The organism is Loigolactobacillus iwatensis, from assembly GCF_003950295.1.
Lineage (GTDB): Bacteria > Bacillota > Bacilli > Lactobacillales > Lactobacillaceae > Loigolactobacillus > Loigolactobacillus iwatensis.
The window spans coordinates 105993-130582 of record NZ_RHNP01000004.1 but is presented as its reverse complement, the minus strand read 5'-3'; the positions used below and the strand labels follow the sequence as shown (position 1 = coordinate 130582).

The 24590-nt window shown below is 39.3% G+C and carries 23 protein-coding genes; 7 read left to right on the top strand and 16 right to left on the bottom strand.

Annotated elements, in window-relative coordinates; genetic code table 11:
- The first annotated feature begins 45 nt into the window (after nucleotides 1–45).
- The 3 genes from EKM98_RS02385 to EKM98_RS02375 all read left to right on the top strand — a co-directional run bounded on the left by EKM98_RS02385 (nucleotide 46) and on the right by EKM98_RS02375 (nucleotide 3755).
- A complete protein-coding gene (locus EKM98_RS02385) occupies nucleotides 46–801 on the top strand; it encodes a DeoR/GlpR family DNA-binding transcription regulator (RefSeq protein ID WP_125980334.1) in 756 nt (251 codons plus the stop codon).
- Nucleotides 798–1712, top strand: a complete 915-nt coding sequence (gene pfkB, locus EKM98_RS02380) for a 1-phosphofructokinase (protein WP_125980332.1) — start codon at nucleotides 798–800, stop codon at nucleotides 1710–1712. Before EKM98_RS02385 ends, pfkB begins: the two co-directional genes overlap by 4 nt.
- 105 nt (nucleotides 1713–1817) lie before the next feature.
- The gene (locus EKM98_RS02375) at nucleotides 1818–3755 is read left to right on the top strand and encodes a PTS fructose transporter subunit IIABC (protein ID WP_125980330.1); all 1938 of its coding nucleotides are present in this window, start codon (nucleotides 1818–1820) and stop codon (nucleotides 3753–3755) included.
- A 76-nt stretch (nucleotides 3756–3831) separates the two neighbouring features.
- On the opposite strand, the gene EKM98_RS02370 is transcribed toward EKM98_RS02375, so the two are convergent.
- From EKM98_RS02370 to EKM98_RS02355, 4 genes are all read right to left on the bottom strand, one after another.
- On the bottom strand, nucleotides 3832–4584 hold the full coding sequence (locus EKM98_RS02370) for a hypothetical protein (protein ID WP_125980329.1): 753 nt from the start codon (nucleotides 4582–4584) through the stop codon (nucleotides 3832–3834).
- 22 nt (nucleotides 4585–4606) lie between these two features.
- Nucleotides 4607–6379, bottom strand: coding sequence for an excinuclease ABC subunit UvrC (gene uvrC / locus EKM98_RS02365; protein ID WP_125980327.1), 1773 nt, complete (start codon nucleotides 6377–6379; stop codon nucleotides 4607–4609).
- A 371-nt stretch (nucleotides 6380–6750) separates the two neighbouring features.
- Nucleotides 6751–7482 carry an amino acid ABC transporter ATP-binding protein gene (locus EKM98_RS02360; RefSeq protein ID WP_125980374.1) on the bottom strand — a complete coding sequence of 244 codons (732 nt, stop codon included), beginning with the start codon at nucleotides 7480–7482 and terminating at the stop codon, nucleotides 6751–6753.
- A gap of 1 nt (nucleotide 7483) precedes the next feature.
- A complete protein-coding gene (locus EKM98_RS02355; protein WP_125980325.1) occupies nucleotides 7484–8941 on the bottom strand; it encodes an ABC transporter substrate-binding protein/permease in 1458 nt (485 codons plus the stop codon).
- A gap of 198 nt (nucleotides 8942–9139) precedes the next feature.
- On the opposite strand from EKM98_RS02355, the gene EKM98_RS12040 reads away from it, so the two are divergent.
- The 3 genes from EKM98_RS12040 (at nucleotide 9140) to EKM98_RS02345 (ending at nucleotide 10383) form a co-directional block, all read left to right on the top strand.
- The gene (locus tag EKM98_RS12040; RefSeq protein ID WP_164512648.1) at nucleotides 9140–9277 is read left to right on the top strand and encodes an SPJ_0845 family protein; all 138 of its coding nucleotides are present in this window, start codon (nucleotides 9140–9142) and stop codon (nucleotides 9275–9277) included.
- A gap of 126 nt (nucleotides 9278–9403) precedes the next feature.
- Entirely contained in the window at nucleotides 9404–9628 is a 225-nt protein-coding gene (locus EKM98_RS02350) for a DUF2829 domain-containing protein (protein WP_068224722.1), read from the top strand.
- The gene (locus EKM98_RS02345) at nucleotides 9625–10383 is read left to right on the top strand and encodes a 3-oxoacyl-ACP reductase (protein WP_125980323.1); all 759 of its coding nucleotides are present in this window, start codon (nucleotides 9625–9627) and stop codon (nucleotides 10381–10383) included. The genes EKM98_RS02350 and EKM98_RS02345 overlap by 4 nt, the downstream gene beginning before the upstream one ends.
- A gap of 99 nt (nucleotides 10384–10482) precedes the next feature.
- On the opposite strand, the gene EKM98_RS02340 is transcribed toward EKM98_RS02345, so the two are convergent.
- The 9 genes from EKM98_RS02340 to rpsO form a co-directional block, all read right to left on the bottom strand.
- Entirely contained in the window at nucleotides 10483–10767 is a 285-nt protein-coding gene (locus EKM98_RS02340; protein ID WP_125980322.1) for a nucleoside triphosphate pyrophosphohydrolase family protein, read from the bottom strand.
- Nucleotides 10767–11363, bottom strand: a complete 597-nt coding sequence (gene yihA, locus EKM98_RS02335; protein WP_125980320.1) for a ribosome biogenesis GTP-binding protein YihA/YsxC — start codon at nucleotides 11361–11363, stop codon at nucleotides 10767–10769. The genes EKM98_RS02340 and yihA overlap by 1 nt, the downstream gene beginning before the upstream one ends.
- A 250-nt stretch (nucleotides 11364–11613) precedes the next feature.
- Entirely contained in the window at nucleotides 11614–12864 is a 1251-nt protein-coding gene (clpX, locus tag EKM98_RS02330; RefSeq protein WP_125980318.1) for an ATP-dependent Clp protease ATP-binding subunit ClpX, read from the bottom strand.
- A gap of 232 nt (nucleotides 12865–13096) precedes the next feature.
- Nucleotides 13097–14422: a trigger factor gene (gene tig / locus EKM98_RS02325; RefSeq protein WP_125980316.1), complete on the bottom strand. Its 1326-nt coding sequence runs from the start codon at nucleotides 14420–14422 to the stop codon at nucleotides 13097–13099.
- Between the two features lie 181 nt (nucleotides 14423–14603).
- Entirely contained in the window at nucleotides 14604–15791 is a 1188-nt protein-coding gene (gene tuf, locus EKM98_RS02320) for an elongation factor Tu (RefSeq protein WP_125980314.1), read from the bottom strand.
- Between the two features lie 227 nt (nucleotides 15792–16018).
- On the bottom strand, nucleotides 16019–16972 hold the full coding sequence (locus EKM98_RS02315) for a hypothetical protein (RefSeq protein ID WP_125980312.1): 954 nt from the start codon (nucleotides 16970–16972) through the stop codon (nucleotides 16019–16021).
- Nucleotides 16973–17114: 142 nt separating this feature from the next.
- Entirely contained in the window at nucleotides 17115–18776 is a 1662-nt protein-coding gene (locus EKM98_RS02310) for a ribonuclease J (RefSeq protein ID WP_191983361.1), read from the bottom strand.
- 39 nt (nucleotides 18777–18815) lie between these two features.
- Nucleotides 18816–19694 carry a 4-hydroxy-tetrahydrodipicolinate synthase gene (gene dapA, locus EKM98_RS02305; protein WP_125980308.1) on the bottom strand — a complete coding sequence of 293 codons (879 nt, stop codon included), beginning with the start codon at nucleotides 19692–19694 and terminating at the stop codon, nucleotides 18816–18818.
- Between the two features lie 207 nt (nucleotides 19695–19901).
- A complete protein-coding gene (rpsO, locus tag EKM98_RS02300) occupies nucleotides 19902–20171 on the bottom strand; it encodes a 30S ribosomal protein S15 (protein WP_068224744.1) in 270 nt (89 codons plus the stop codon).
- Nucleotides 20172–20455: 284 nt separating this feature from the next.
- Between rpsO and rpsT the strand changes: the two genes are divergently transcribed.
- Nucleotides 20456–20713 carry a 30S ribosomal protein S20 gene (gene rpsT / locus EKM98_RS02295; protein WP_125980306.1) on the top strand — a complete coding sequence of 86 codons (258 nt, stop codon included), beginning with the start codon at nucleotides 20456–20458 and terminating at the stop codon, nucleotides 20711–20713.
- Nucleotides 20714–20789: 76 nt separating this feature from the next.
- Here rpsT and holA read toward each other — a convergent pair whose 3' ends face one another.
- Genes holA through EKM98_RS02280 form a run of 3 tightly spaced genes read right to left on the bottom strand, consistent with a single transcriptional unit; the run spans nucleotide 20790 to nucleotide 24561 of the window.
- Nucleotides 20790–21821, bottom strand: coding sequence for a DNA polymerase III subunit delta (gene holA, locus EKM98_RS02290; protein WP_125980304.1), 1032 nt, complete (start codon nucleotides 21819–21821; stop codon nucleotides 20790–20792).
- Nucleotides 21822–21825: 4 nt separating this feature from the next.
- Nucleotides 21826–24051 (bottom strand): DNA internalization-related competence protein ComEC/Rec2, encoded by a 2226-nt coding sequence (locus EKM98_RS02285; RefSeq protein WP_125980302.1) that lies wholly within the window; start codon nucleotides 24049–24051, stop codon nucleotides 21826–21828.
- Nucleotides 24052–24063: 12 nt separating this feature from the next.
- Complete coding sequence (locus EKM98_RS02280; RefSeq protein WP_125980301.1) at nucleotides 24064–24561, bottom strand: ComE operon protein 2; 498 nt, start codon at nucleotides 24559–24561, stop codon at nucleotides 24064–24066.
- Between the last annotated feature and the right edge of the window lie 29 nt (nucleotides 24562–24590).

Below are 24590 nucleotides of genomic sequence, written 5' to 3'. Positions count from 1 at the left end.
TTTGAATGATTTTGGTGGTAAATTAAGTTCTGCAGGGGTGAGAAAATGCTTACAGAGGAACGGCACCAATATATTTTAATGACGTTAAGACAACATGATATTGTTAAATCACAGGACTTAATGATCCAAACGTCTGCATCCGAGTCAACCATTCGTCGTGATCTACAAATTTTGGAACAAGCTGGCTTTTTAGTGCGTGTTCATGGTGGTGCCAAGCGTGCGGCAACATTACAAACTGAACTTGCGGTCAGTGAAAAATCCAACCAAAGCGTTCACGAAAAAGATCAAATAGCTCGTTTGGCAACAAACTCTCTGGCACCGCGGGACGTTATTTTTATAGATGCCGGCACGACAACTTTAGCAATGATCCCTTACCTAAAAAAGAGTTTAAATTTAACCGTTGTGACTAACGGTGTTAACCACGCGTCATTGTTGGCTGATTATGATATTCGCTGTTTTCTCTTAGGTGGCCAACTTAAAAATGTCACCAAAGCGGTGATTGGCTCTGAAAGTGTCGCTGCCTTAAAGGAATACCGCTTCAATAAGGCCTTCCTTGGTACCAACGGCATTCACCTTCGTTTTGGCTACACAACACCAGATCCTGACGAGGCCGCCGTTAAACGCACGGCATTACAGCAGGCAGCTAGTACCTTTTTTCTAGCGGATCACACTAAATTCAACCAAGTTTCCTTCGCTAAAATTTCTAATTTAGCTCAGGGTACCATCATCACTGATCATATTAGCCAAAAGGATCGTCTGAATTTCGAAAAACAAACAACCGTACAGGAGGTTACAAAATGATTTATACCATTACGGTGAATCCATCAATTGATTACATCGTTCAATTACCTAAGGTCACATTAGGCCAGGTAAATCGAATGTCCTACGACACCAAATTGCCCGGCGGCAAAGGAATTAACGTTTCGCGGATTTTACAACAACTTAATATTCCTAATGTGGCCTGGGGCTTTCTAGGTGGTTTTACCGGCGATTTTGTTAAACATTACCTTGCCCATGAAAAATTACAGACTGACTTTACTTCCGTTAGCGATGACACCCGGATCAACGTCAAAATTAAGGCTGCGGAAGAAACCGAGATAAACGGTCAAGGACCAGCTATTTCGCCAGCAGCCGTTACTAGTTTTAAGGCCCAATTTCAACAATTAAAACCTAGTGACGTTGTTGTAATGTCAGGCAGCCTAGTTCCCAGTCTTCCCGTTAGTTTTTATCGTGATCTGATTCCGCTAATTCAACAACAGGGTGCCGAATTTGTGATTGATACCACAGGACAGGCCTTATTAGACACATTAGCCGCACATCCTTTAGTGGTTAAACCTAATCATCATGAATTGGCCGCACTTTTCAACGTGAGCTTAGATGATGATGAGGCCATTGTTAAGTACGGGCGCAAATTACTCACGCTGGGTGCCCAGAATGTTTTAATTTCAATGGCTGGTGCAGGTGCTTTTCTAATCACGACCCAGGCCGTTTATAAATCAACTGCACTGAAAGGAACCGTTAAAAACTCGGTTGGCGCCGGTGATTCGATGATTGCCGGTTTTGTTGGTACCTACAGTCAGACACAAGATCCCTTGGCCAGTTTCAAAACTGGTTTGGCTTGTGGGAGCGCAACGGCCTTTTCTGAAGATTTGGCCGATCAGGCTAAAATTAGCGAAGTTAAGCAAACAATTAAGATTACCCCTTATGCTTAGCCCATTTCACATCGGACCAATCCTTATAATTCAACAATTAACTTATAAAACAAAAGCTAGATAATTACGCCACCAATTAGTGACGACTAAAAAGGAGTGCCAAACATGGATATTCGTGAACTTTTACTAAAAGATGTCATGATAATGGACCTGAAGGCAACAACAAAAGTTGAAGCCATTAATGAAATGGTTCATCAGTACTACGAACACGGTATTATTACGGATGAAAAACTGTATAAACAAGATATTTTAAAGCGCGAAGCCGAATCAACCACGGGGATTGGCGATGGTATCGCAATGCCCCACGCTAAGAATAAGGCCGTTACCCGAGCAACGGTTTTATTTGCAAAAAGTAATGCGGGAATTGATTTTGACGCCTTAGATGGTCAACCAGTTCAATTATTCTTTATGATTGCTGCCCCTGAAGGCGCAAATAATACTCATTTGCAGGCCCTAGCCGCCCTATCCAGTTTATTGATTAATCCCGATTTAGTTGCGGCTTTGAAAAAAGCCCAAACACCAGATGACGTACAAAAATTATTTGCGGATGCTCAAACTGCAAAAGAAGCAAAGGATAAACAAGAAGCTGATGCAGAGGCCCAAAAGACAACGCAAGTTCAACCAACAACTTCTACTAGTGAACGACCATTTATCGTTGCTGTTTCTGCTTGTCCAACGGGTATCGCCCACACTTATATGGCCGAAGCCGCTTTAAAGAAGCAAGCCGAGGCAATGGGCGTTGATATCAAGGTTGAAACCAATGGCTCTGAAGGTGTTAAACATCGCCTAACAACTAATGATATTGAACGTGCTAAGGGTGTTATTATTACTGCCGACAAAAAAGTTGCCATGGATCGTTTTGATGGCAAACATTTATTAAATCGACCGGTTATTGACGGCATTAAAAAGCCCGAGGAATTGATTAACGAGACACTTGCTGATAAAGGAGCAATTTTCCACGCTAGCGGAAACACTGAAGCTAGTAATGACGATTCCGGTGAGGGCAAATCAGCTTGGAGCATGATCTACGCTAGTTTGATGAATGGTATTTCAAATATGTTACCGTTCGTCGTTGGCGGTGGGATTTTAATGGCCATTTCCTTTATGGTTGAACAATCCGTTGGCCCAAAATCCGTGACCTTCACTTTTCTAAATGGGATTGGTACTTGGGCCTTTGGCTTCTTGGTACCAGTTTTGGCCGCATACATTGCTGAGTCAATTGGTGATCGGCCAGCCTTAATGCCCGGGTTTGTTGGTGGTTTCATGGCCAATACCGCTGCCGCTAGTGTTGTTAAAACAACAAGTGTTGCCGGCTTCTTAGGTGGGATTGCTGCTGGTTTTATTGCCGGCTACGTTATTGTTTGGTTAAAACACGTTTTTCGGAATATGCCAAAGTCGCTGGATGGTTTAAAACCAATGATTCTTTACCCGATTCTTGGGCTTCTAATTGTTGGTGCCATCATGTTCTTCGCGGTTGATCCAGTCTTTGCAGTCATTAATCATGCTTTAACTAGTTTCTTAAAGAGTATGGGAACTGGTAACGCCGTTGTTCTCGGTGCTGTTCTCGGTGGTATGATGGCAATTGATATGGGGGGCCCATTTAATAAAGCTGCTTATACAACTGCAATCGGTGTTTATAGTGCCACTGGTGACGGTAAGATGATGGCTGCCGTTATGGTTGGCGGAATGGTGCCACCACTAGCAACGGCCATTGCAACCACCTTCTGGGGTGACAAATTTACACCAGACGAACGTAAGGCCGGTATTTCTAATTACGTTCTTGGTATTTCCTTTATCACTGAAGGTGCAATTCCGTTTGCTGCCTCAGATCCCTTGCACGTTATTACTTCTAGCGTCATCGGTGCCGCACTTGGCGGTGGCCTCAGCCAATTATGGCACGTCAGTGTTCCTGCTCCCCACGGTGGTCTGTGGGTAACACCATTAGCTAGTCACTGGGTTTTCTACCTGCTATCAGTAGCCATTGGTGCTATTGTTGCTGGTATTATCCTTGGCTTATGGAAACCAGTTAAAAAAAATGATTAAGCCTAAATATAAAAAAAGTTGGAAAAATAAATTTTCCAACTTTTTTTGTGCGCCAAATATTTTAACCAATGTCACTTTACCGCGTAATCAACCGTAAAAGCAGCCAATAGAAAAAGCTTAGAATGACGGCATAGCCTAGTAAAGTTCCAAAAATTAACGTTACCGTAGTTAAAATCGCAACAAGCGGCAGTTGAACCAGCACTGCTCCAAGAGCTAACAAACTAAGAACAAGAACCAAGGGTAATATGCCCCGCAAGCTTCCTTGAAAATCCTGGTGACTAAGGTCAAAACCACCAAATACAATTTGCGTCGCCAATAAAAAATAAACAAGTAATTTCCAAGGCGCATACTGTCCGTGACTAATAATTTGCCATAATAATTGGTGCAGTTGAGTAAAATCTAATGCCGGCCAGTCAAGTCGCAATAACGACCAAAGCTCTGGATAAATGAGACTAGCAAGACCTAGTAAAATTAAACTACAACCATAGATTGGCGCAATTCCAATAAAAAAGTTACCTAAATTTTGGTACCAACTTTTGGCATTATATTGGTGCTCCACGTGGCCCAAAGTTGCATCTGTTGGCCGTAAACTAACCAGTTTGACACTAATAATTTGATGATGAAATAGTTTGGCCACTAACAAATGGCTTAACTCATGGCTAATAATTCCAAGCCAACCAAAATAAATTTGACTACGAAAACCAAATCGACTAACCAACATTTGCTTACTACTACGATTAAAGAAAGTTAATATCATTGCAAAAATCGTTGGGACAATAATTACTAATAAACAATTTAACCCAACTGTTAATATCACTTGTTTAAACACTGTTGATCAACCACTTTCCCGATTACTGTAGCGATAGTTTAATTGTCTGGGCAACCGTTTTTGAAATGCCAATTTTTTGCAATTCCGGCACCGTTGCCAACTTGATTTTTTTCAACGACCCAAATTCTTTAAGTAACTTAGTTCGCGTTTTTGGTCCAACACCTTGAATAACATCGAGCTGCGAGCTCAAAGAATGTTTTCCACGTAATTGGCGGTGAAAAGTAATTGCAAAGCGGTGGACCTCATCTTGAATCCGTTGTAATAGATAAAAGCCTTCACTTTTAGGATCAAGATCAAGTTTTTTATCCTGCGGACCAAACATTAACGAGGCCGTTTTATGGTGTTGGTTTTTTACCATCCCAGCAATTGGAATATCAATATCAAGTTCATCCTCTAAAACTTCCTTAGCAGCGTGTAATTCAATTTCACCACCGTCCATTAGAATAAGGTCCGGTAAATCACGGCCCTCTTTTAATAAGCGACTATAACGCCGGCGAATCACTTCTTGGGTATTCTCGGCCTCGTTACCGCCATCACCATTTTTCAATTTGTATTTACGGTACTCTTTTTTGGCTGGCTTACCATCAATGTAACAAACCATTGCCGAAACTGGATCAGTGCCTTGAATATGCGAATGATCAAAGGCCTCAATTCGGTGGGCCGATTCAATGTGCAAGACATCCACTAACTCCTGAACGGCACCAACTGAATGTGAATTGTCTAATTCCATTAAACGAAATTTTTCTTCTAAAACCAAACGACTATTATTGTTGGCCATATCCATTAAATCACGCTTCTGACCACGCTGCGGCGTTCGTACCGGAACTTTTAGGATATCGGCCAATACCTTTTGGTTAATGCCCTTAGGAACTAATATTTCTCGCGGCAGTACTTTATTTTTTCGATTATAGAACTGCAGTATGAAGCTTTCTAATTCTTCTTCAGGTGTGTTAACGCAAGGAAATAAACGCTTCTCCCGTTTCATTAGGCGTGCCTGCCGAATGAAGAAGACTTGAACCGACAACCAACCTTTATCCATGTAATACCCAAAAATATCCCGAGGTGTATTATCATTGGAAATAATTTTCTGCTTTTCCACCGTTGCTTCAATATATTTTAGCTGATCCCGTAATTCCGCCGCCCGTTCAAACTTTAGCTCAGTGGCAGCAGCAGTCATTTGCTGTTGTAGCTCACGTTTTACCGTTGCAACATTGCCGTTTAAGAAGCTTTTAATTCGCTTAATTTGCGCCTTGTATTCTTCCACAGGTACTTCCCGAAAACAGGCACCAAGACACTGGCCCATATGATAGTACAGACAAGGGCGTTTTTGGCGGCCAGAACAACGCCGCAATGGATAGACCTTTTGCAAAAAATGTAACGTTTCGTCAGCAGCATAAACATTGGGGTACGGTCCAAAATAATAACCGCCATCTTTTTTAATTTCGCCAGTAATCAGCATATGGGGGTCGCGTTCGTTTGTAATTTTAATGTACGGGTAGCCCGTCCCTCTTTTTAATTTAATATTAAAGTAAGGCTGATGTTTTTGAATTAAGGTAATTTCAAGTAAAAAGGCCTCTTTATCCGTTGAGGTAATAATCGTTTCAAAATCACGAATTGTTTCAACCAAACGTGCCGTTTTACCCTCATGGCTGCTTTTAAAATAAGAACGAACACGATTCTTTAAATTTTTGGCCTTACCAACGTAAATAATATGGCCGTCCTCATCTTTCATTAAGTAGCAACCCGGTAACGGCGGCAATAACGCCAATTTATGTTCAAGATATTCTGAAGCCATCCAAAACATCCTTTCTATTTATTCCGCATTAATTTCGCACAGATGTTCGCTATAATAGTTTAGCGCGATTAACGTATTTTGCAAGTTACTGGCCTAAAAAACGTCCTTAATTTAATTTTAACCAAAATAGCAAGGGAGTGGGACAAAGGTCGCTTTTGGATTTACTGCGTAACGTAAGCCAATTCAATAACCGTACTATGGTTATTGAATTGGCTGTAGTTAGGCACGTGAATCCAGACTTTTGGCGCACATTCTAGCGTAATGTTCGGAAACAAAAAGAAGCCAGGACTTTTGTCCTGGCCGCTTGCTATTTCCGATCGTTACGCTAGAACGTGTGCCAAAAACGACTTCTGTTCCAGTTACTTGCTGCTTTAAGCCTCTAATATTTTTGCCAAAAAATCTTTAGTCCGTTCATTTTTAGGATGTTCAAAAATTTCATCTGGTGTTCCCTTTTCGGCAAAAACACCGCCATCCATGAACCAAACTTGATCAGCAACATTTTTAGCAAAACCCATTTCATGGGTCACTACAACCATCGTCATCCCATCGTTGGCTAAATCCTGCATAACCTTCAGAACTTCGCCAACCATTTCTGGATCAAGCGCGGAAGTCGGTTCATCGAAAAGCATTACATCAGGATTCATTGCCAAGGCACGCGCAATTGCTACCCGCTGCTGTTGACCACCGGATAGGCTTGCCGGGTAAGCATCCGCCTTTTCCTGTAAACCAACTTGATCCAGAAGGCTTAACGCCAACTTATTTGCCTCATCATCACTCATATTTTTAACCTTAACTGGTGCTAACTTAACGTTTTCAATAACTGTCATATTAGCAAATAGGTTAAAGCTTTGGAAAACCATTCCCATTTTTTCTCGTAATTCATTTAATTGGCCTTCATTTAAAGCAGTTAATTCATTACTTTCAAAAGTAACTTTGCCACTAGTTGGTTTTTCCAATAAGTTCAGGCACCGGAGAAAGGTACTTTTACCGCCACCAGATGGCCCAATGACACAAATTACCTGGCCTTTACTGACGCTACCGTTAAGGCCCTTTAAAACCTCGGTATCACCAAATTTCTTGCTCAAGTCCTCAATTTTTATCATATCAGTCATGACGCATACTCCTCTCGTAATGGTTCAGTACTTTCGATAAACTAAAGGTCATAATGAAGTATAAGATCATTGCGACAATAATTGGTGCAACACCCTTATAGGTAGCAGTTTGAACGGCCTTTAATTGATAAATTAAATCGGTAACCCCAATAATAGAAACAATCGAACTTTCCTTAATTAGCGAAACAAACTCATTACCTAATGCAGGCCAGATATTCTTCAATGCTTGGGGGAAGACAACACTCCGGAAAGTCTGGGTGTTACTAAGCCCTAAACTACGAGCGGCTTCAGTTTGCCCCTTGGCAACAGAATTAATCCCGCCCCGAATAATTTCGGCAACGTAGGCCGCTGAATTTAACGATACGGCAATAATACCAGAAGTCAAAGCCGGAATATTAATAAACAAGCCAATCCCAAAGTAAACGAACATAACCTGAATCATTAATGGTGTGCCCCGAACGAATTCAATGTAGGCAACCCCTAAACCATGTAACAACTTATTTTTGCTTAAACGCATTAAAGCAAAGATTATTCCCAGTAAAATACCAAAGAAGACACTAATTACAGTGATAAGTAATGTGTAGCCAACCCCTTTAGCAAAGTAACCAGCATAATGCCACATAGTTGTGTTATGGGTATTGGTCTTCATGTAAGAACCGGCGTCTTTTAAATAATCCTTGGTTAAGCCTTGTTTATCAATTTGATCAACGGATTTATTAACTTCATTAACTAATGATGTTGATCCCTTGCGGAAACCAATTGCAGTATCATTTTCGCCTTTGCCAAGGTTGAAATTCCCGTTAATCATGGTGAGGCTCTTATCATTATCAACGTAGGCCTGAGCTGAAGGCTTTTCCATAATAACCCCTTCAACTTTATGACTCTTTAAGGCCAGAATTAAATCACTAATCTTGTCGAGACCCTTAACTGTTGAGTTCTTAATTTGTTTTTTACCAAGGCTATATTGAATACTCCCGGTTTGTGCACCAACGGCCTTATTGATAAATGAATTCTTGTCGTGGTAAAGTCCTTTATCCGTTTTATTAATTAAAATGGATTGACCGCCTTTATAATAAACTTTAGAAAAATCAACACTCTTTTCCCGAGCGGGTGTTGGTGACATTCCTGAGACAACCATGTCAACTTTATTTGTTTCTAGGGCAACTAACAATGAGTCAAAACTCATTTGTTTGATGACTAGCTTCACACCCAAATCCTTAGCAATCTTTTTGGCAATGTCAACGTCCATCCCAACAACACGTTCCTTGCCGTTACGATTAACTAAAAATTCATAAGGTGGGTAATCAGGACTAGTCCCCATCACTAAGGTTCCCTTTTCTTTAACCCGAGCCAGTGAATTATCAGCCGCTTGAGCAGGCTGGGCACTAATTCCGGCCAGAGTTACGACGAGTCCCAGCACAAGGCCAAGCCAAACAAAAAATTTTTTCATACGCGCTCCTCTTCCAATCTTTTTAATCAATGATTCGATTATAACCACAAATGATTTTTTATGCAATACTTTTACCAAAATAATCTAATTAGTGCATAAAAATATTAATATATTCAATCTAGTTTTGTATCTTAGCTAAATAGTAGTATTTTCGGTAAAATTTGTTACAATGAGTATAAATCAGAAAGGATGATGTTCATGGGTTTAACCATTAAGCAAGATAATAGTCTAAATGAACTTTTCGATAAATTTGCTATTGATCCCAAAGTACCCGTTGAAGATAAGCCAAAACCGACAAAAAAAGATAAGCCAAAAAAACCAACTTCTAAAAAATAATTTGGTCTCAATATAAAAACTTAGTTGTATTAAAATCTATAATGATATAATTAGTGCGGGATTAAAGGTAATTTACGTCAACCTTAATCCCGCACTATTTTTAGCAATTTTATTTGGAGGTAAAACATGACATTTGAAGAAATTTTGCCCAAAATTAAACAAGGTAAAAAGGCAATCCGTACGGGCTGGGGTGGTTCGGAATTATATATTTTTGAGGTGAGTCACGATCAATATCAAGGTGAAGAAATTAATCCTTACTTATTAATTAAAACAAATGAGGCCCCTACACTTTCAATGTTCCAACCAACTTCTTGCGATGTTTTGGCTGATGATTGGCAATTAGTCGAATGAGGACTTACCCAGATTGGACTCAACGTCACATTATCGTTACTGGGGCCGCTTCCGGAATTGGTTTGGCCCAAGTTAAGCTACTATTAAAACTTGGCGTCCACGTCTACGCCATTGACCAACAGGATAATGCGTCATTCCAATCATTGCAACACAAATGTCCACAACAGTTGACCTACTACCGTTGCGATCTGCGGCTTGAAAGTGAGCTACAGCGAACAGTTCAACAAATACTACGGACTGGTTATATCGACAGCCTGTTTAACACTGCGGGAATTTTAGATCACTATGCCACAACACTAGCAACAACAAGCCAGGATTGGGATAACGTCATGTTAACTAATCTGAAAAGTCAGTTTCTATTAACTAACCAAGTACTACCGCAAATGTTGAAACATCAATTTGGTGTTTTCGTAAACATGGCCTCAATTGCTGGTCTAGTCGCTGGTGGCGGTGGTGCCGCTTATACGGCCGCCAAACACGCTATTATTGGTTACACTAAACAATTAGATTATAATTACGCGGCTGCAGGCATTCAGGCTAATTGTATCGCTCCAGGAGCAATTGATACGCCAATGAACCAAGCCGACTTTACTGGTGCTGGTACCATGGCCAAATCAGTGGCCGAACAAACACCAGCAAAACGTTGGGCCAAGCCGGAAGAAGTTGCCAATTTAAGTCGCTTCTTGGCCAGCCCTGAAGCCGATTATATCCATGGTACAGTTATTCCGATTGATGGCGGCTGGCTAGAAAAATAAAGAAATAGGCTAGGACAGAAGTCCTAGCCTATTTCTATTTCCGATCATTATTCTAGAACGTGCGCCAAAAGTCTAGATTCTGTGCCTAACTACGATCAATCAATCTTTTTTATAGCGATCGTTTAGTTTAGTAATATTATCCTTAGCAATATCCTCAAAGGGAATATCTGCCCACTGAGCAATTTGTGACAAGTACCATAAAACGTCACCCATCTCTTTGACTAACTCTTCTTGATTTAATTCTTCACCATGAAAGGTATATTGTTTGATTAAATCAATCACTTCACCACTCTCACTGGCCAACCCTAAAGCACAATTAGTTAGGACCTGTTCATTACCAAGTAATGTCCGATTAGCTAGTTTTTGGTATTCATTAAACTCCATTAGTCTACCTCCACTTCCGTCTGTTCGCCGACCCATTGCCAAATTTTATCGGATCCAATCCCCGTCTGACTAGAAAAAATAACAAAATCATCAGTTTGATTTAAATCAAGTGCCCTTTTTAGCTGACTCTCCCGCTGATTCCACTTACCGCGCGAAACCTTATCTCCTTTAGTTGCCACAACTAAAACTGGAATACCATAATATTTAAGGTAGTTGTACATTGCCTTATCATCCTCAGATGGTTCGTGGCGAACATCAATCAGCGAAATAACCCCTTTTAATTTAGTACGCGTTTGTAAATAAGTTTCAATGATGTGACTAAATTTTTCACGATCTTTTTTTGATACCTTTGCGTATCCATAACCTGGAAGATCAACAAAATATAACTTTTCATCTAAGCGATAAAAGTTTAGGGTCTGTGTTTTACCTGGTGTCCCAGAAGTTCGCGCCATTTTGCGGCGATTAATTAATTTATTGATTAATGACGACTTACCCACATTCGATCGTCCCGTTAATGCAATTTCAGGTAATGTATCGTCTGGATACTGGCTCTGCGCTACCGCACTAATTACCAATTCTACGTCTTGAACGTGCATGATAACCCCTCGCTTTCTAAAACACTGCCTTTAATTCTAACACAAAATAGAGTCGAAAAAAAAGCAGTCCAAAAGACTTTAGAACTCTATTGGTGTTGTCTAATCAATAAGACATACTACCCATAAAATTAGTCTTTGGACTACATTTTTGCTAGTGCCCGTTATATAACCACTCAGACAATGTTCAATTGACGACATTAATGTACTATTTCAAGCACTAATTGTCCTTTAAAACACGTCCTAATTAGCATTAAGAGGCCTTTTGATCATCCGCTAAAACCAATTGCGGTTTTCCCGAACCATTAACCGTGTCTTTAGTAATAATGACTTTAGAAACGTCATCACGACTAGGTAGGTCAAACATGATATCCATCATGACCTCTTCAATAATTGAGCGTAATCCCCGTGCGCCAGTATTACGTTCAATCGCCTCATGAGCAATTGCGTGTAAGGCATCGGGCTTAAATTCTAACTGAACTTTATCTAACGACAATAGCTTAGTGTATTGCTTAACTAAAGCGTTCTTTGGTTCGGTTAGGATTTTAACTAAATCATTTTCAGTTAACTTCTCTAAGGCCGCCATAATTGGAATTCGACCAATAAATTCAGGAATTAATCCAAATTTCATTAAATCCTCAGGAATAACTTGTTGCATCAAACTCTTTGATTCATCAAAGTTTTGTGCATCCTGACCGCTGAAACCAATTACTTTATCACCTAAACGTTCCTTAACGATATTTTCAATTCCGTCAAAGGCGCCACCAACTATAAATAAAATATTGGTTGTATCAACCTGAATAAATTCTTGTTGTGGGTGCTTTCGACCGCCCTGCGGTGGAACGTTTGCAATTGTACCCTCAAGAATCTTCAGGAGTGCTTGCTGCACACCTTCACCAGAAACATCCCGGGTAATTGAAACATTCTCAGACTTTTTAGCTATTTTATCGATTTCATCAATATAGATGATTCCTTTTTGTGCTTTATCAACATCATAATCAGCATTCTGCAAAAGTTTCAATAAAATGTTCTCAACATCTTCACCTACATAGCCAGCTTCAGTTAATGTCGTTGCATCAGCAATTGCAAAAGGAACATTTAAGATCTTAGCCAATGTTTGGGCCAAGAAAGTTTTACCAGAACCAGTTGGTCCAATGAGGGAAATATTACTCTTTTGTAATTCAGTATCGCCTTCTTCAGCAACTTCCATTTGGTTAACCCGCTTGTAGTGATTATAAACAGCAACTGCTAAGGCTTTTTTTGCTTCATTTTGACCAATAACATATTGATTTAAAATAGACAAAATTTCAACTGGTTTTGGAACCTCAAGTAGATCGCTATAAGCCTCATCCTGAAATTCCTCATCAATAATTTCTTTACATAAATCAATACACTCGTTACAAATATAGACACCTGGACCCGCTACAATTTTTTTAACTTGGTCTTGTGATTTTCCACAAAAAGAGCAATTAACAGGGCCTTCAGTTTCTGTATTATCAAACACATTTATCAACCCCTATTCGTTTCTATTCATATTTTAACGCAACATTCACGAATAAAATTATTCGCTGAACACTGGTAAACTTTAGCATAATCCAGGCCAAGGGTAAAGAAAATAGCTTACTTCGAGTTCTCCTTTGTTTGGATTACTCAAATATTCTCGGTCTTGCCTACTACCTGGCCCTAAAATATTACTGTTAATAAAAAGCGGGGCAAGCCCCGCTTTCAACTAAAACCTATTTATCTGCCTTTTCATCATCAACTGGTGCTTTAACATCTTTTGATTCCTTAGCAGAATCAGTGATCAATTCGATTGCTTGTTTAACTGCGATATCGTGTTTGAGCATATCATCAGTTAAAGAACTACGAACTTGTTTTTCTTCCATACTGTATTCACTAGCCAAATCTTTAATTTCGTCGTTAATTTGATCTTCGGTTGGTTCAATCTTCTCAGCCGCAACGACTGCTTCAAGAACAAGATTAGTTTTAACTCGTTCTTCAGCATCTGAACTAAATTGTTTCTTTAGATCGTCTTCAGAAGTACCAGTCAATTGATAGTACATTTTAGGGTCGATTCCCTGGCGTTGCATATTGCTAAGATACTGATCCATTTGACGTTGAACCTCTTCATTAACCATTGCTTCAGGGACATCCTGGATTTCAGAATTATCAACAGCTTGCTTAATAGCCGCATCCTGAATGGCCTCAGTAGCAGAATCATCCTTCTTTTCTTGTAAATCCTTCTTGATTTTTGCCTTTAATTCATCTAAAGTATCAACGTCTTCGTCAACATCCTTGGCAAATTCGTCATCAAGTGCAGGTAATTCTTTTGCCTTAACTTCATGAAGCTTAGTTGCAAAGATTGCATCCTTGCCGGCAAGATCTTTTGCTTGATAGTCTTTAGGGAAAGTGACCTTAACTTCAACGTCTTCGCCAGCTTTATGACCAACTAATTGATCTTCGAAGCCAGGGATGAACGAGTTAGAACCTAATTCTAAAGAATAGTTATCGGCCGAACCACCGTCAAATGCCTCGCCAGCAACAGTCCCTTTATAATCAATAACAACCGTATCACCTGATTCAGCTGGCTTATCTTCTTTTAAGACTAATTCAGCCTGTTGTTGTTGCTTACTTTCAAGATCCTTTTCAACATCATCATCAGTTACTGTCCGGTCCTGTTCTGGAACAGCTAAACCTTTGTAGTTGCCTAAAGTAACTTCTGGTTTAACAGTTACTTGAGCGGTAATTACCCAAGGCTTACCTTTATCCATACTCTTAACGTCAACTTTTGGTTGATCAACTGGTTCGATCTTCGCTTCGTCAACGGCCTGTTGATAAACATCAGGTAATAAGATGTTCAAAGCATCCTCATATAAGGCTGCTTCACCATACATATGGTTAAAGACTTGGCGTGATACTTTGCCTTTACGGAAGCCAGGTACGTTTAAATTTTTCTTAACGCGATCAAATGCCTTATTTAGACCTTCGTTAATTTTTTCTTGATCAATTTCAAAAGTTAATTCGCCAGTAGTGGCGTCCTTTTTTTCCCATTTTGCTGCCATTAGTTTTCCTCCGAAATTCTTATTTTCACAATTAGCTATCAATTGCATACTCTATGATTTTAACGTAATTCACCAGTCTTGTAAATCATTCTAACCAAAAAAGCACTGTTTTATCGCTAATTTACTTATTTTTTGATAAAAAAAAGACACGGAAAAAATTCCCGTGCCAAAAATTTGAAATTTATTCGTCGATTTCAGTTACGACACCGGCACCAACAGTACGTCCGCCTTCACGAACAGTAAACTTAGTACCTTTTTCAACTGCAACTGGTGCAATTAAATCAACTGAGAATTCAACGTTATCGCCAGGCATAACCATCTCAACGTTTTCTGGCAAAGTAATAACACCAGTAACATCGGTTGTATGGAAATAGAACTGAGGACGATAGTTTGAGAAGAACGGTGTATGACGGCCGCCTTCTTCTTTGCTTAAGATATAAGCTTGGCCCTTAAATTTATCATGGACCTTGATTGAACCTGGTTTAGCTAATACTTGACCACGGACAACTTGTTCACGGTTAACACCACGAAGCAAGACACCAACGTTATCGCCAGCTTCACCATAATCCAATGTCTTACGGAACATTTCAAGACCCGTAACAGTAGACTTAAGAACTTCTGGTTCTAAGCCAAGGATTTCAACTTCATCACCAATTTTAACCATACCACGATCGATACGACCAGAAGCAACTGTACCACGACCAGTGATCGTAAATACATCTTCAACGGGCATTAAGAATGGTAATTCATTATTACGTTCTGGAGTTGGGATATAATCATCGACAGCATCCAATAATTCCATAATGTGTGCTTCTTCGTCTTTGTCGCCTTCAAGAGCCTTCAAAGCAGAACCACGGATAAATGGAATATCATCACCAGGATAATCGTATTCTGATAATAATTCACGTGTTTCCATTTCAACTAAATCAGTTAATTCTGGATCATCAACTAAATCAGTCTTGTTTAAGAAAACAACGATGTATTCAACACCAACCTGGCGAGCAAGTAAGATATGTTCACGTGTCTGAGGCATAGGACCATCTGTTGCAGCAACAACTAAGATAGCACCATCCATTTGAGCGGCACCAGTGATCATGTTCTTGATGTAATCAGCATGTCCTGGAGCATCGATATGAGCATAATGACGTTTTTCAGTTTCGTATTCAACGTGAGCAGTGTTGATAGTAATACCACGTTCACGTTCTTCGGGAGCTGAATCAATTGTTGCGTAATCTTCGGCTTTAGCTAAGCCCTTAGCAGCTAATACCTTTGTAATTGCTGCTGTTAAAGTTGTTTTCCCGTGATCAATATGGCCGATCGTACCAATATTAACATGGGGTTTTGTTCGTTCATAATGTTCTTTTGCCATTAAATGAAACCTCCTGTATTTTTCGCAAGAATAATCCAGCAATTAGACAAAGCTAATGCCAGCAATCCTTTACTAGTTATTATACAACTTCCCTAGCTAAATGCCAAGCACAGTACCTGTTCTCAACCAAGGAAGAATCCATTTAGATATTATATAGACTTCTGTGAGCTTTGTAAATAGCTTTGCACAAATATTTACCCATTTTTCAAAAAAATATTTAAAACCTATCAGGTTAAAATATTAGTCGTTTCCCTAAGCTTTTCCTGCCATTGCTGAATCCGGGTTAAATTTTCACTATCAATTTGCTTCTTATTCAATTTATCTGTTGTGTAAAAATCCAAATAAACAGCTAACCATAAAGCCGGATCATTAATAACTTCATCAGCAAACGGGTAAAGATAGGCCGCATGCAAATTAATTTCTTCAGTTAAGTTTTGGTAGACAATTGGATCATCATTACCAACCTTTTCTGCCAGTAATTGTTTCAGAGTGATGATACTTTTATATGCCATAATGGGCAATAAGCGCTCAGGTATAACCTGATATTCTTTATTATCTAACCATAGCAAAGATAGTTTATCACTAACCCGCATTTTTTGAAGATCCGCAAGAACGTTCGCCTTTAATAACGGGTGAACAAATGGATTTCGTAAAAGCCACTTGGCTGTTACTGTAAATTCTTCTTTCGGCAACTGATTTGCCTGTTTCAAAAGATCCATTTGTTCATAAATGGAACGATCACTTAAATTATATAACGCCTTTTGTAGCTCCTTTAAGTGTGCGCCTTCCTCGTGGCGGTACTTGTTTTCGGCGCTTTTGATATGCTTTTGAGTTTCCGTCCAGAAATGAACGTCAGCCGCTGTTGCTAAATGCTGATCACAAATTTGCGTTGCTTTAACAAAATCATGCGCCGTTAACAAAAGTGAAATATAAAACGAAATCAAGCTCAATGATGCCTGATAATCATTTTCATACTCACCAGCAACTTGACGGGCCAACGAGTATTGCCCTGACTCCATTAACGCAGTTGCCAATAACAAATTAGTATTAAAATCTTGTTTAATTTGGTACGCGGCAGAAAAATTTTCTGCTGCTACTTTCCAGTCTTCTTTCTTGGCCGCCGTCTTTCCAAGTAGGATAAAACGATCAAAATTTTTTGGAAAGGGAATTTGCTCACCCACCAGTTCACGCCTCCTTTACCACTTCAAAATTAATTCTATTTTAACGATTAAACCTTTAGTTTTCAAATAATCACGTACGGAAACCTTTATTTAAAAAAAGAAGCTAGGCTACGGGCCTAACTTCCTCAATCAACAGTACTAATTAACTATGTCGCCGATTTTGATTAACTTCCATAATAACTGGCAAGATAACCGGACGACGTTTGGTTTGCTCAAATAGATACCCACTTAAACCCTCGCGAATATCTTGTTTTAAGTGGCCCCAATCAAATTCTTTATTATCTAAATTATTTTGAACCGTTTTAGTCACAATATCAGCACTTTCATGCATTAAATCACGACTAGCCTTAACGTAAACAAAACCGCGGGTCGTGATTTTTGGTCGTGAAACGATCATTCGCTTTTTGCGATTAATTGTGACAACAGCAATGAAGATGCCATCCTCAGACAAAACCTTCCGATCACGTAAAACAATATTACCAATATCGCCGACACCAATTCCATCAATCATGGTATTGCCAACTTCAACCTGATTAGCCATTCGCATCCGCTTATTTTGGTACTCCAAAACGTCACCCTTACCGGTGATAAAGATGTTTTCGTAAGAGATTCCCGTTTCGTGGGCAATATCAGCGTGGGCAGCTAATAAACGGTATTCCCCTTGAACTGGAATAAAGTATTGCGGCTTGATTAAATTAATCATCAATTGCAAATCATTCTTATTGCCGTGCCCTGAAGCGTGAATATCGTCACCAACAGCCTTAACTTCGCCACCAGCACGATAGATCATATCTTTTGTTTTAGCAACTGTTGTTTCCATGGCGTGAGATGGTGTTGTCGTAATAAAGACAAGATCACCCTCTTTAATACTAATCAACCGGTGACGACTCGTTGCCATTCGCTGCAAAGCCTTAATCGGTTCACCCATCTTACCGGTCTCTAAAATAACCGTCTCTTCAGGCTTTAATGTCTTGAGATCCTTAGTGGCAACTAAAATATCTTCACTAGGTAAGGTCAACCGATTTAAGCGCATTGCTGTTCGGACAATTTTTTCAAGATCGCGACCAGTTAAAACAACCTTACGTCCTGAACGATAAGCAGCATCAATAACTTGTTGTACCCGCGCAATATTTGACGCAACGGACGCAACAATAATGCGACCCTCATGATATTTGAAGGTATCCAAAATGTAGGCCGCAATTGCTCGCTCACTGGCCATTGTATATGGTGATTCTGCATTGGCCGAATCACTAATCAACGCTAAGACACCTTTTTGGCCAATTTCTGCTAAACGTGCAAAATCAGTCTGATACTCTGGCGTTGCCGATTGGTCAAACTTAAAATCACCAGTATAAACAATTTGTCCTGCATCAGTCTTCAAAACAATTCCTAATGAATCGGGAATTGAATGGGTTGTCTTAAAGAAGGAAACCGTTGCGTGATTAAAATCAATCTCAGTATCCTTATTAATGACGTGAAAATCCTTAAACTTTTTGGATGCTGTGTAACCATTTACGCTTAATTTAGCTAATGCAATCGTCAGTTCTGAACCAAAAACCGGAACATCAAATTTGCTAACAAAATAAGGCAAAGCACCAATAGCATCAGCATGACCATGCGTTAAAAACACCCCGACAACTCGATCAATATTTTCTTCCAAGTAAGTAAAATCAGGAATTACAATATCAATACCTAACAGTTCGTTTTCTGGGTACATTAAACCACAATCTAAAATATAAATTTCATCATCCACTTCAACAACGTACATGTTTTTTCCATTTTCACGAACGCCACCTAATGGCATTATTTTAATTCGACTACTCACTTAATTCACCTCTTTTTCTTAAAGATCAAGAATATTTAATAATAACTCTGTCTCTGCCTTTGTTGGCATCAATAATGGCAAACGAACACCGCCAACCGGAATGCCAATTTGTTTTAACGCAACCTTTACTGGCCCGGGGGATGGTTGTGCGAAAAGTTGTTTCCCCTTTGGTGTTAATTGCCGCATAATTTCCGCGGCCTCAGCCAGCTTATTCTCGTCAATCAATTGGTACATTTTTTTAATCTGTTGGCCAAACAAATGGCTGCTAACAGAAATCACTCCTTGCGCACCAATTGTTTTCGCGGCAAAAGCATCTTCATCTTCGCCTGTGAAAACGGCAAAATCATTTTCCTTTGTACCTTCAACAATTTGCCCTAAATTACTTGCGCCAGTACAATCCTTTATTCCAATAATATTCGGTAACAAAGATAACTGAATGGCAGTTTTAACTAACATTGTCACACCAGTTCGACCAGGTATATTATAAATTATAATTGGTAATCCAGCCTGTTCACTTACTAGTTTGTAGTGTGCGTACATCCCTCGCTGATCGGGCTTATTGTAATAAGGTACAACGATTAATGCAGCGGCGATACCCTGAATTTTAGCCACCTGTTGTGTAAATTCAATGGTTTGCGCTGTATTGTTGGAACCAGTATTCGCAATAATTGGTACACGTCCAGCAACTAACTTAACCGTCTCTTTAAATAGATTAAGTTTTTCTGAAGCCGATAGCGTCGGACCTTCGCCAGTTGTCCCACCAACCAAAATAGCTTCAGTCCCAGTCGCCAATAAGTGGTCAATCAGTTTTGTTAATCGTTCATAACTGACTTGGCCAGAATCATCAAAGGGTGTCACCATTGCTGTGACTAAGGAAACATTATTTAAGAAACTCATGAAGCCCCTCCTGTATTAAATTTATTCAAAAACTCATCCGTACCCTTAAATAAAAGCTAATACAAACATTGGCTAATTAACTGCTTAAGGTTTCTACTTTATTTTATGATACCACAAAAAAATAGGCTTTAACATATAACTGTAAAAAGCCAAAAATTGACCGTAAAAAAAGATGTGATTCAAAAGAATCACATCTTTTTAACGTCATTAACGACGTAAACCTAAGCGTTGAATAAGGTCACGGTAACGTTTAATATCCGTCTTACGTAGGTAAGCAAGTAAGTTACGACGATGACCAATCTTTTTCATTAAACCACGATATGAATGATAATCTTTTTTATGAACACGAATATGTTCATTTAAAAGGTTAATCTCTTCCGTTAATACTGCAACTTGTACTTCAGTTGAACCAGTATCTCCATCTTGACGTGCAAAGTCTTTAATGACTTCATTTTTACGTTCTTTAGAAATTGCCAAAATATTTCACACCCTTCCACTATCTTAAAGTGCCTGTGACTGAGTAAAACGTTGGTGATTCGCTAAACCAAGTGACAGGTTCGTGCTTAAGCACAACTATTACTTTACGTGATTCTTTTATAAATTGCAAGACCTATCTAATAATAATAAATCAGACGTGCAGACTATCAAGCAAAATAGCTTTACAAGTTTTTATTGCAATGTTTCTAGGTCTTCTGTATAATAAACAACGTTGAAAACAAATAGCAATTTATTTAATTTGCTTAACTTGGAGGTGAAATTCAATGCCTAACTTAAAATCCGCAATCAAACGTGCTCGTAATAACGAAAAAGCCAATGCACATAATGTTTCACAAATCAGTGCAATGCGTTCAACTGTTAAACAATTTGAAAAAGCACAAGCTGCTGGTGGCGCTGATAACTCAGAAGATCTATACCGCGCTGCTGTTCGTTCAATCGACATGGCTAAATCAAAGGGTCTTGTTCACGCAAACAAGGCTGCTCGAGATAAATCACGCTTATCCAAATTATTGGCTAAATAAGTTTATTTCTAAAAAGAGCGTTAAGGCAAAGGCCTTAGCGCTCTTTTTTATGTCCACAATAGTTAACCAATTACACTTAGCTAACAATAGCCTTATCAACGAACTGCATGACAAATAATTGGAAAAGTAATTCTGGTTTTTCTTGCGTTGATTTCATTTTATATTCCATGTCCACTAGGCCCAAATAAGCCGCGCGTAACGACGCCTGCTGAAAATGACGCGCCTGACCAATTGCCAACTTTACTCGATACGGGTGGACTTTTAAAACTTGTGCCAAACTTCCCTGGCTGTAACCATTTTTTTGTAAAATCTTAATTTGTAGTAATAAACGAAATTGACCTAACAAAATAGCGTTAATTTTAAGCGGTTCTTCTTTTTGCAATAATAAATCACTATATAATTGAACGGCCTGAGCGACATTTTGCGCCATCACCGCGTCTACTAATGAAAAAACGTTTTGTTCTAAACTCTGGGCAACCAGTTGATCCACGGCTGTTTGTGAAATTTCATGATCTTCAAGTGCATAAAGCCGCAGCTTAGGTAATTCATCCATCATAATCGATAAATTAGCTTCTGTTCGTTGTAAAAATAGTGTCATTGCTTGTGGTGCCATCGTTAACTGTTGCCGCTTTAAATAATCAGTTACATAACTTTGTGCACGTTGTTGCGTCAACGGCTTAACGTCAACTTGCTGGGCAACTCGCTTTAATTGTTTGGTCACTTTTTTCCGCTCATCTAATTTAGCGTATGGCGCAAAAATAACTAACTGGGTCGAATCAAGCGGGTTACCCAGATAAGTTAAAAGACTGGCAACATCATGTTCTACCTTTGCTTTCTTTGCATCGGCGGTCAAAAAAATACTATTTTCGATAAATACTACCCGCCGCTCACCAAAGAACGGTGCCGACATGGCATCATTTAGTGCAACCGCTAAAGGAGTCACCGTCATATCGTAAGCACCAAAATTCATTGTTAATTCTTCCTCAGATAATAATTGGCGGAAGGCCCTTTTTACTTGTGCAACTAAATAAGCCTCTTGACCCTGAACCAAATAGACTGGGGCAATTTTCCCATGTTTTAATTGTTTCTGCAATGTTGCTACATCCATATCATTACTCCTTGTGTCGAAAAGTCTGCCACCCGTCAGTCGATGACCAGAGCAGCATGCCATTTTCGGCTGTATTATAAAATGGAATCCGTAAATCCCGATAACGTTGAATGACATCCGGATGAGGATGGCCGTATCGATTGTTCCGACCAGAGGAGATCAAAATACGCTCAGGTTGAACGGTTTCTATAAATGTCTGTGCTGAAGCAGTTCGACTACCATGATGGCCGGCCTTTAAAAAATCTGCCTTTAATCGTTGCCGCTCACAAAGTGAAACCTCATTGGCCGCATCAAGATCTCCTGTAAACAGCCACGTCTTCCCCCCTATTCGACCATAGAGAACTAAGGAATCTTCATTAGTTCCCAAGCCAGGCCTTTCTGGGTGCAACACCTGTAACTCTTCCTGTGGTGTGACTTGAATTTTTGCTCCTGCCTGTAGGGAGCGCCACTTAAGTTGTTGTCTGTAGGGCCAAATTCGCTGCCGAAACTGCGGATTATTTTCCATTCCAACCGGAAAAGCGACTTCTTTAACGGTCATCGCTTCTAATAAAACAGTTAAATCACCAATATGATCAGCATCCTGGTGGCTGAGACAAATTCGATCAATTCTTTTTATTCCCCGACTTTTCAAGTAATTGATTGTTACTCGCTCCGCTCGAGCACTTCGCTGTTGCTTACGCCACCCGGCCTGGTTAAACGTTAGCCGTCCTCCCGTATCAATTAATGTTATCTGTTTATGTAGCCGACTTTCGATTAAAATACTATCACCTTGACCAATATCAAAAAAAATAACCCGGTCGACCAATGGATAATGAATCAGTAAAAAGGCCACTAGATAGATACTACCTAAAAAAGCCCCCGTCGAAATGCGATACCTTTTAGGTACAGTTAGCATAACCGCGGTTAAAATAAGTAAGATTAGGGTCACCGTTCCAGTTAACCGACCAAAGACAATCATCCATTGGGGCCTGGCCAAGCAAAGAAGACTCGTTTGAAAAACGGTTAATCCCCAATTAATTAACCAACTAAGCCCTGGTAGAAATGAAAAACACCCTGCCCCAATTAACGTTAATGGTAAAACGGCGTAAGAAAACAACGGCATTACCAATAAATTAAGCAAGACCAGTAAATAGTGCCATTCATAAACGTGATGTAGTAAAATTGGTAAACTAAATAGATTTAACCATAACGTTCTAAAAACAGCATTCTTATCTCTTAAAAACAATAATAAAAATGATAATAAATAAGATAATTGACCGCCAAGTCCAAAGAGAACGTATGGCTGAAGTGCAAAATTAAATAACAAAACCCAGCCAAAACAATCCAATGCCGATATTTGCAAACTAAAACGTCGATTTAAAACACGTAACCAACACAGACTAACCGCACGAATTAAACTAACACTTGAGCCCGCAAAAATAACGTAGGCCGGTAAGAGAAGTAACAGCAACCAATCACGGGTTTCTTTTGTCAAATGTAAGCGTAATAATAATTGGGAAAATAGCCCAACAAAGTAAAAAACGTGTAGACCAGATAGACTAAACAAATGAATTAATCCTAAACGTTTAAATTGTTGTGCTGTATCCTGAAATGCGCTAGTTTGAATACCTAAAACTAGGCATTTGAAATACTGTCTAAGTAACGGTGGGTAACGATCAGCGCGGCAACTCAGTACTTGGCGAACGTGATGCAACCAACCAACTAGTGACCACTTTTGGGCTTTAATTTGCTTGATTTGTTCAATCTGTACAATATAATGAATCCGACGTTGTTGCCTCAAGTAAGTTGCATAATCAAATTCATTTTGATTAGTTGCGTGTTCCGGACGACTACAGATCCCACTAACTTGTAAAATAACTGGATGCGTCAGGTGCTGAAAATAGGCTCGTTCTTTTTTTGTTTGTAAATAATAAACAGCTAAAACACGTGTTTTATCCGTCAGTTTTCCTTCAAATTGAAGCGAATCGCCGTTTAGTTTGAAAGCATCTGGCCAGACTAATATTTGTTGATAGTCTGGCGGCTTTTTTACTAATCGTTGTTTTACAACCATAAAAAATGAACCTGCAAAACAACAAATGATAACTGTCCCTAAGATTAATTTAGATTGCCGTGTCCATAGCAACCTCACAATAGCAACAATCAAAAATAACCAACTTATTACATTACCAATAAAAACAGCAAAGCTAAGGGCTGCAACAATTAACGCGACAAAAATCACTCTATCTTTCATCGCGTCAATTAACTACTCTAAATTCTGATTAAACAAATCTTTCAGATTAAATTGATTAAAATAATCTGGGTTTAATTTAACTTGATCCAACGTAACTCCCGATTTTTTAATCAATTTTAAAGCATAATCATCATCCCGGTAATCTTTCAAATAATGAATTGTTTTAATACCGGCTTGAATTAACATTTTCGTACATTGCAAACAAGGAAAATGAGTTACATAAATCTCTGCACCAGCTGTTGCAACACCAAATTTAGCACATTGCAAAATAGCATTCATCTCGGCATGAATCGTCCGCAAACAATGACCATCAACTAAATAACAACCAACATCAATACAATGATCATCCCCGGAAACAGAACCATTATACCCTCCAGCAATTACCCGTTGGTCACGCACTATTGCCGCACCAACAGTTGCTCTTGGGCAGGTACTACGTAATGATAATAAAACAGACTGAAGCATAAAGTACTGATCCCAAGGTAAACGCTGTGTTTTTATTTTTTCCATAATACCCCAACTTCCTTAAATCATTTGCC

Excerpts from the sequence above, each read along its gene's own strand:
- tig (WP_125980316.1), bottom strand. The coding sequence starts at position 14,422 with ATGGCAGCAAAATGGGAAAAAAAGGACGCCACTACTGGCGAATTAACT.
- EKM98_RS02345 (WP_125980323.1), top strand. The coding sequence starts at position 9,625 with ATGAGGACTTACCCAGATTGGACTCAACGTCACATTATCGTTACTGGG.
- tuf (WP_125980314.1), bottom strand. The coding sequence starts at position 15,791 with ATGGCAAAAGAACATTATGAACGAACAAAACCCCATGTTAATATTGGT.
- EKM98_RS02385 (WP_125980334.1), top strand. The coding sequence starts at position 46 with ATGCTTACAGAGGAACGGCACCAATATATTTTAATGACGTTAAGACAA.
- EKM98_RS02375 (WP_125980330.1), top strand. The coding sequence starts at position 1,818 with ATGGATATTCGTGAACTTTTACTAAAAGATGTCATGATAATGGACCTG.
- rpsT (WP_125980306.1), top strand. The coding sequence starts at position 20,456 with ATGCCTAACTTAAAATCCGCAATCAAACGTGCTCGTAATAACGAAAAA.
- EKM98_RS02340 (WP_125980322.1), bottom strand. The coding sequence starts at position 10,767 with ATGGAGTTTAATGAATACCAAAAACTAGCTAATCGGACATTACTTGGT.
- EKM98_RS02355 (WP_125980325.1), bottom strand. The coding sequence starts at position 8,941 with ATGAAAAAATTTTTTGTTTGGCTTGGCCTTGTGCTGGGACTCGTCGTA.
- EKM98_RS02280 (WP_125980301.1), bottom strand. The coding sequence starts at position 24,561 with ATGGAAAAAATAAAAACACAGCGTTTACCTTGGGATCAGTACTTTATG.
- EKM98_RS12040 (WP_164512648.1), top strand. The coding sequence starts at position 9,140 with ATGGGTTTAACCATTAAGCAAGATAATAGTCTAAATGAACTTTTCGAT.
- dapA (WP_125980308.1), bottom strand. The coding sequence starts at position 19,694 with ATGAGTTTCTTAAATAATGTTTCCTTAGTCACAGCAATGGTGACACCC.
- EKM98_RS02360 (WP_125980374.1), bottom strand. The coding sequence starts at position 7,482 with ATGATAAAAATTGAGGACTTGAGCAAGAAATTTGGTGATACCGAGGTT.
- uvrC (WP_125980327.1), bottom strand. The coding sequence starts at position 6,379 with ATGGCTTCAGAATATCTTGAACATAAATTGGCGTTATTGCCGCCGTTA.
- holA (WP_125980304.1), bottom strand. The coding sequence starts at position 21,821 with ATGGATGTAGCAACATTGCAGAAACAATTAAAACATGGGAAAATTGCC.
- EKM98_RS02350 (WP_068224722.1), top strand. The coding sequence starts at position 9,404 with ATGACATTTGAAGAAATTTTGCCCAAAATTAAACAAGGTAAAAAGGCA.
- pfkB (WP_125980332.1), top strand. The coding sequence starts at position 798 with ATGATTTATACCATTACGGTGAATCCATCAATTGATTACATCGTTCAA.
- yihA (WP_125980320.1), bottom strand. The coding sequence starts at position 11,363 with ATGCACGTTCAAGACGTAGAATTGGTAATTAGTGCGGTAGCGCAGAGC.
- EKM98_RS02285 (WP_125980302.1), bottom strand. The coding sequence starts at position 24,051 with ATGAAAGATAGAGTGATTTTTGTCGCGTTAATTGTTGCAGCCCTTAGC.
- EKM98_RS02310 (WP_191983361.1), bottom strand. The coding sequence starts at position 18,776 with ATGCCATTAGGTGGCGTTCGTGAAAATGGAAAAAACATGTACGTTGTT.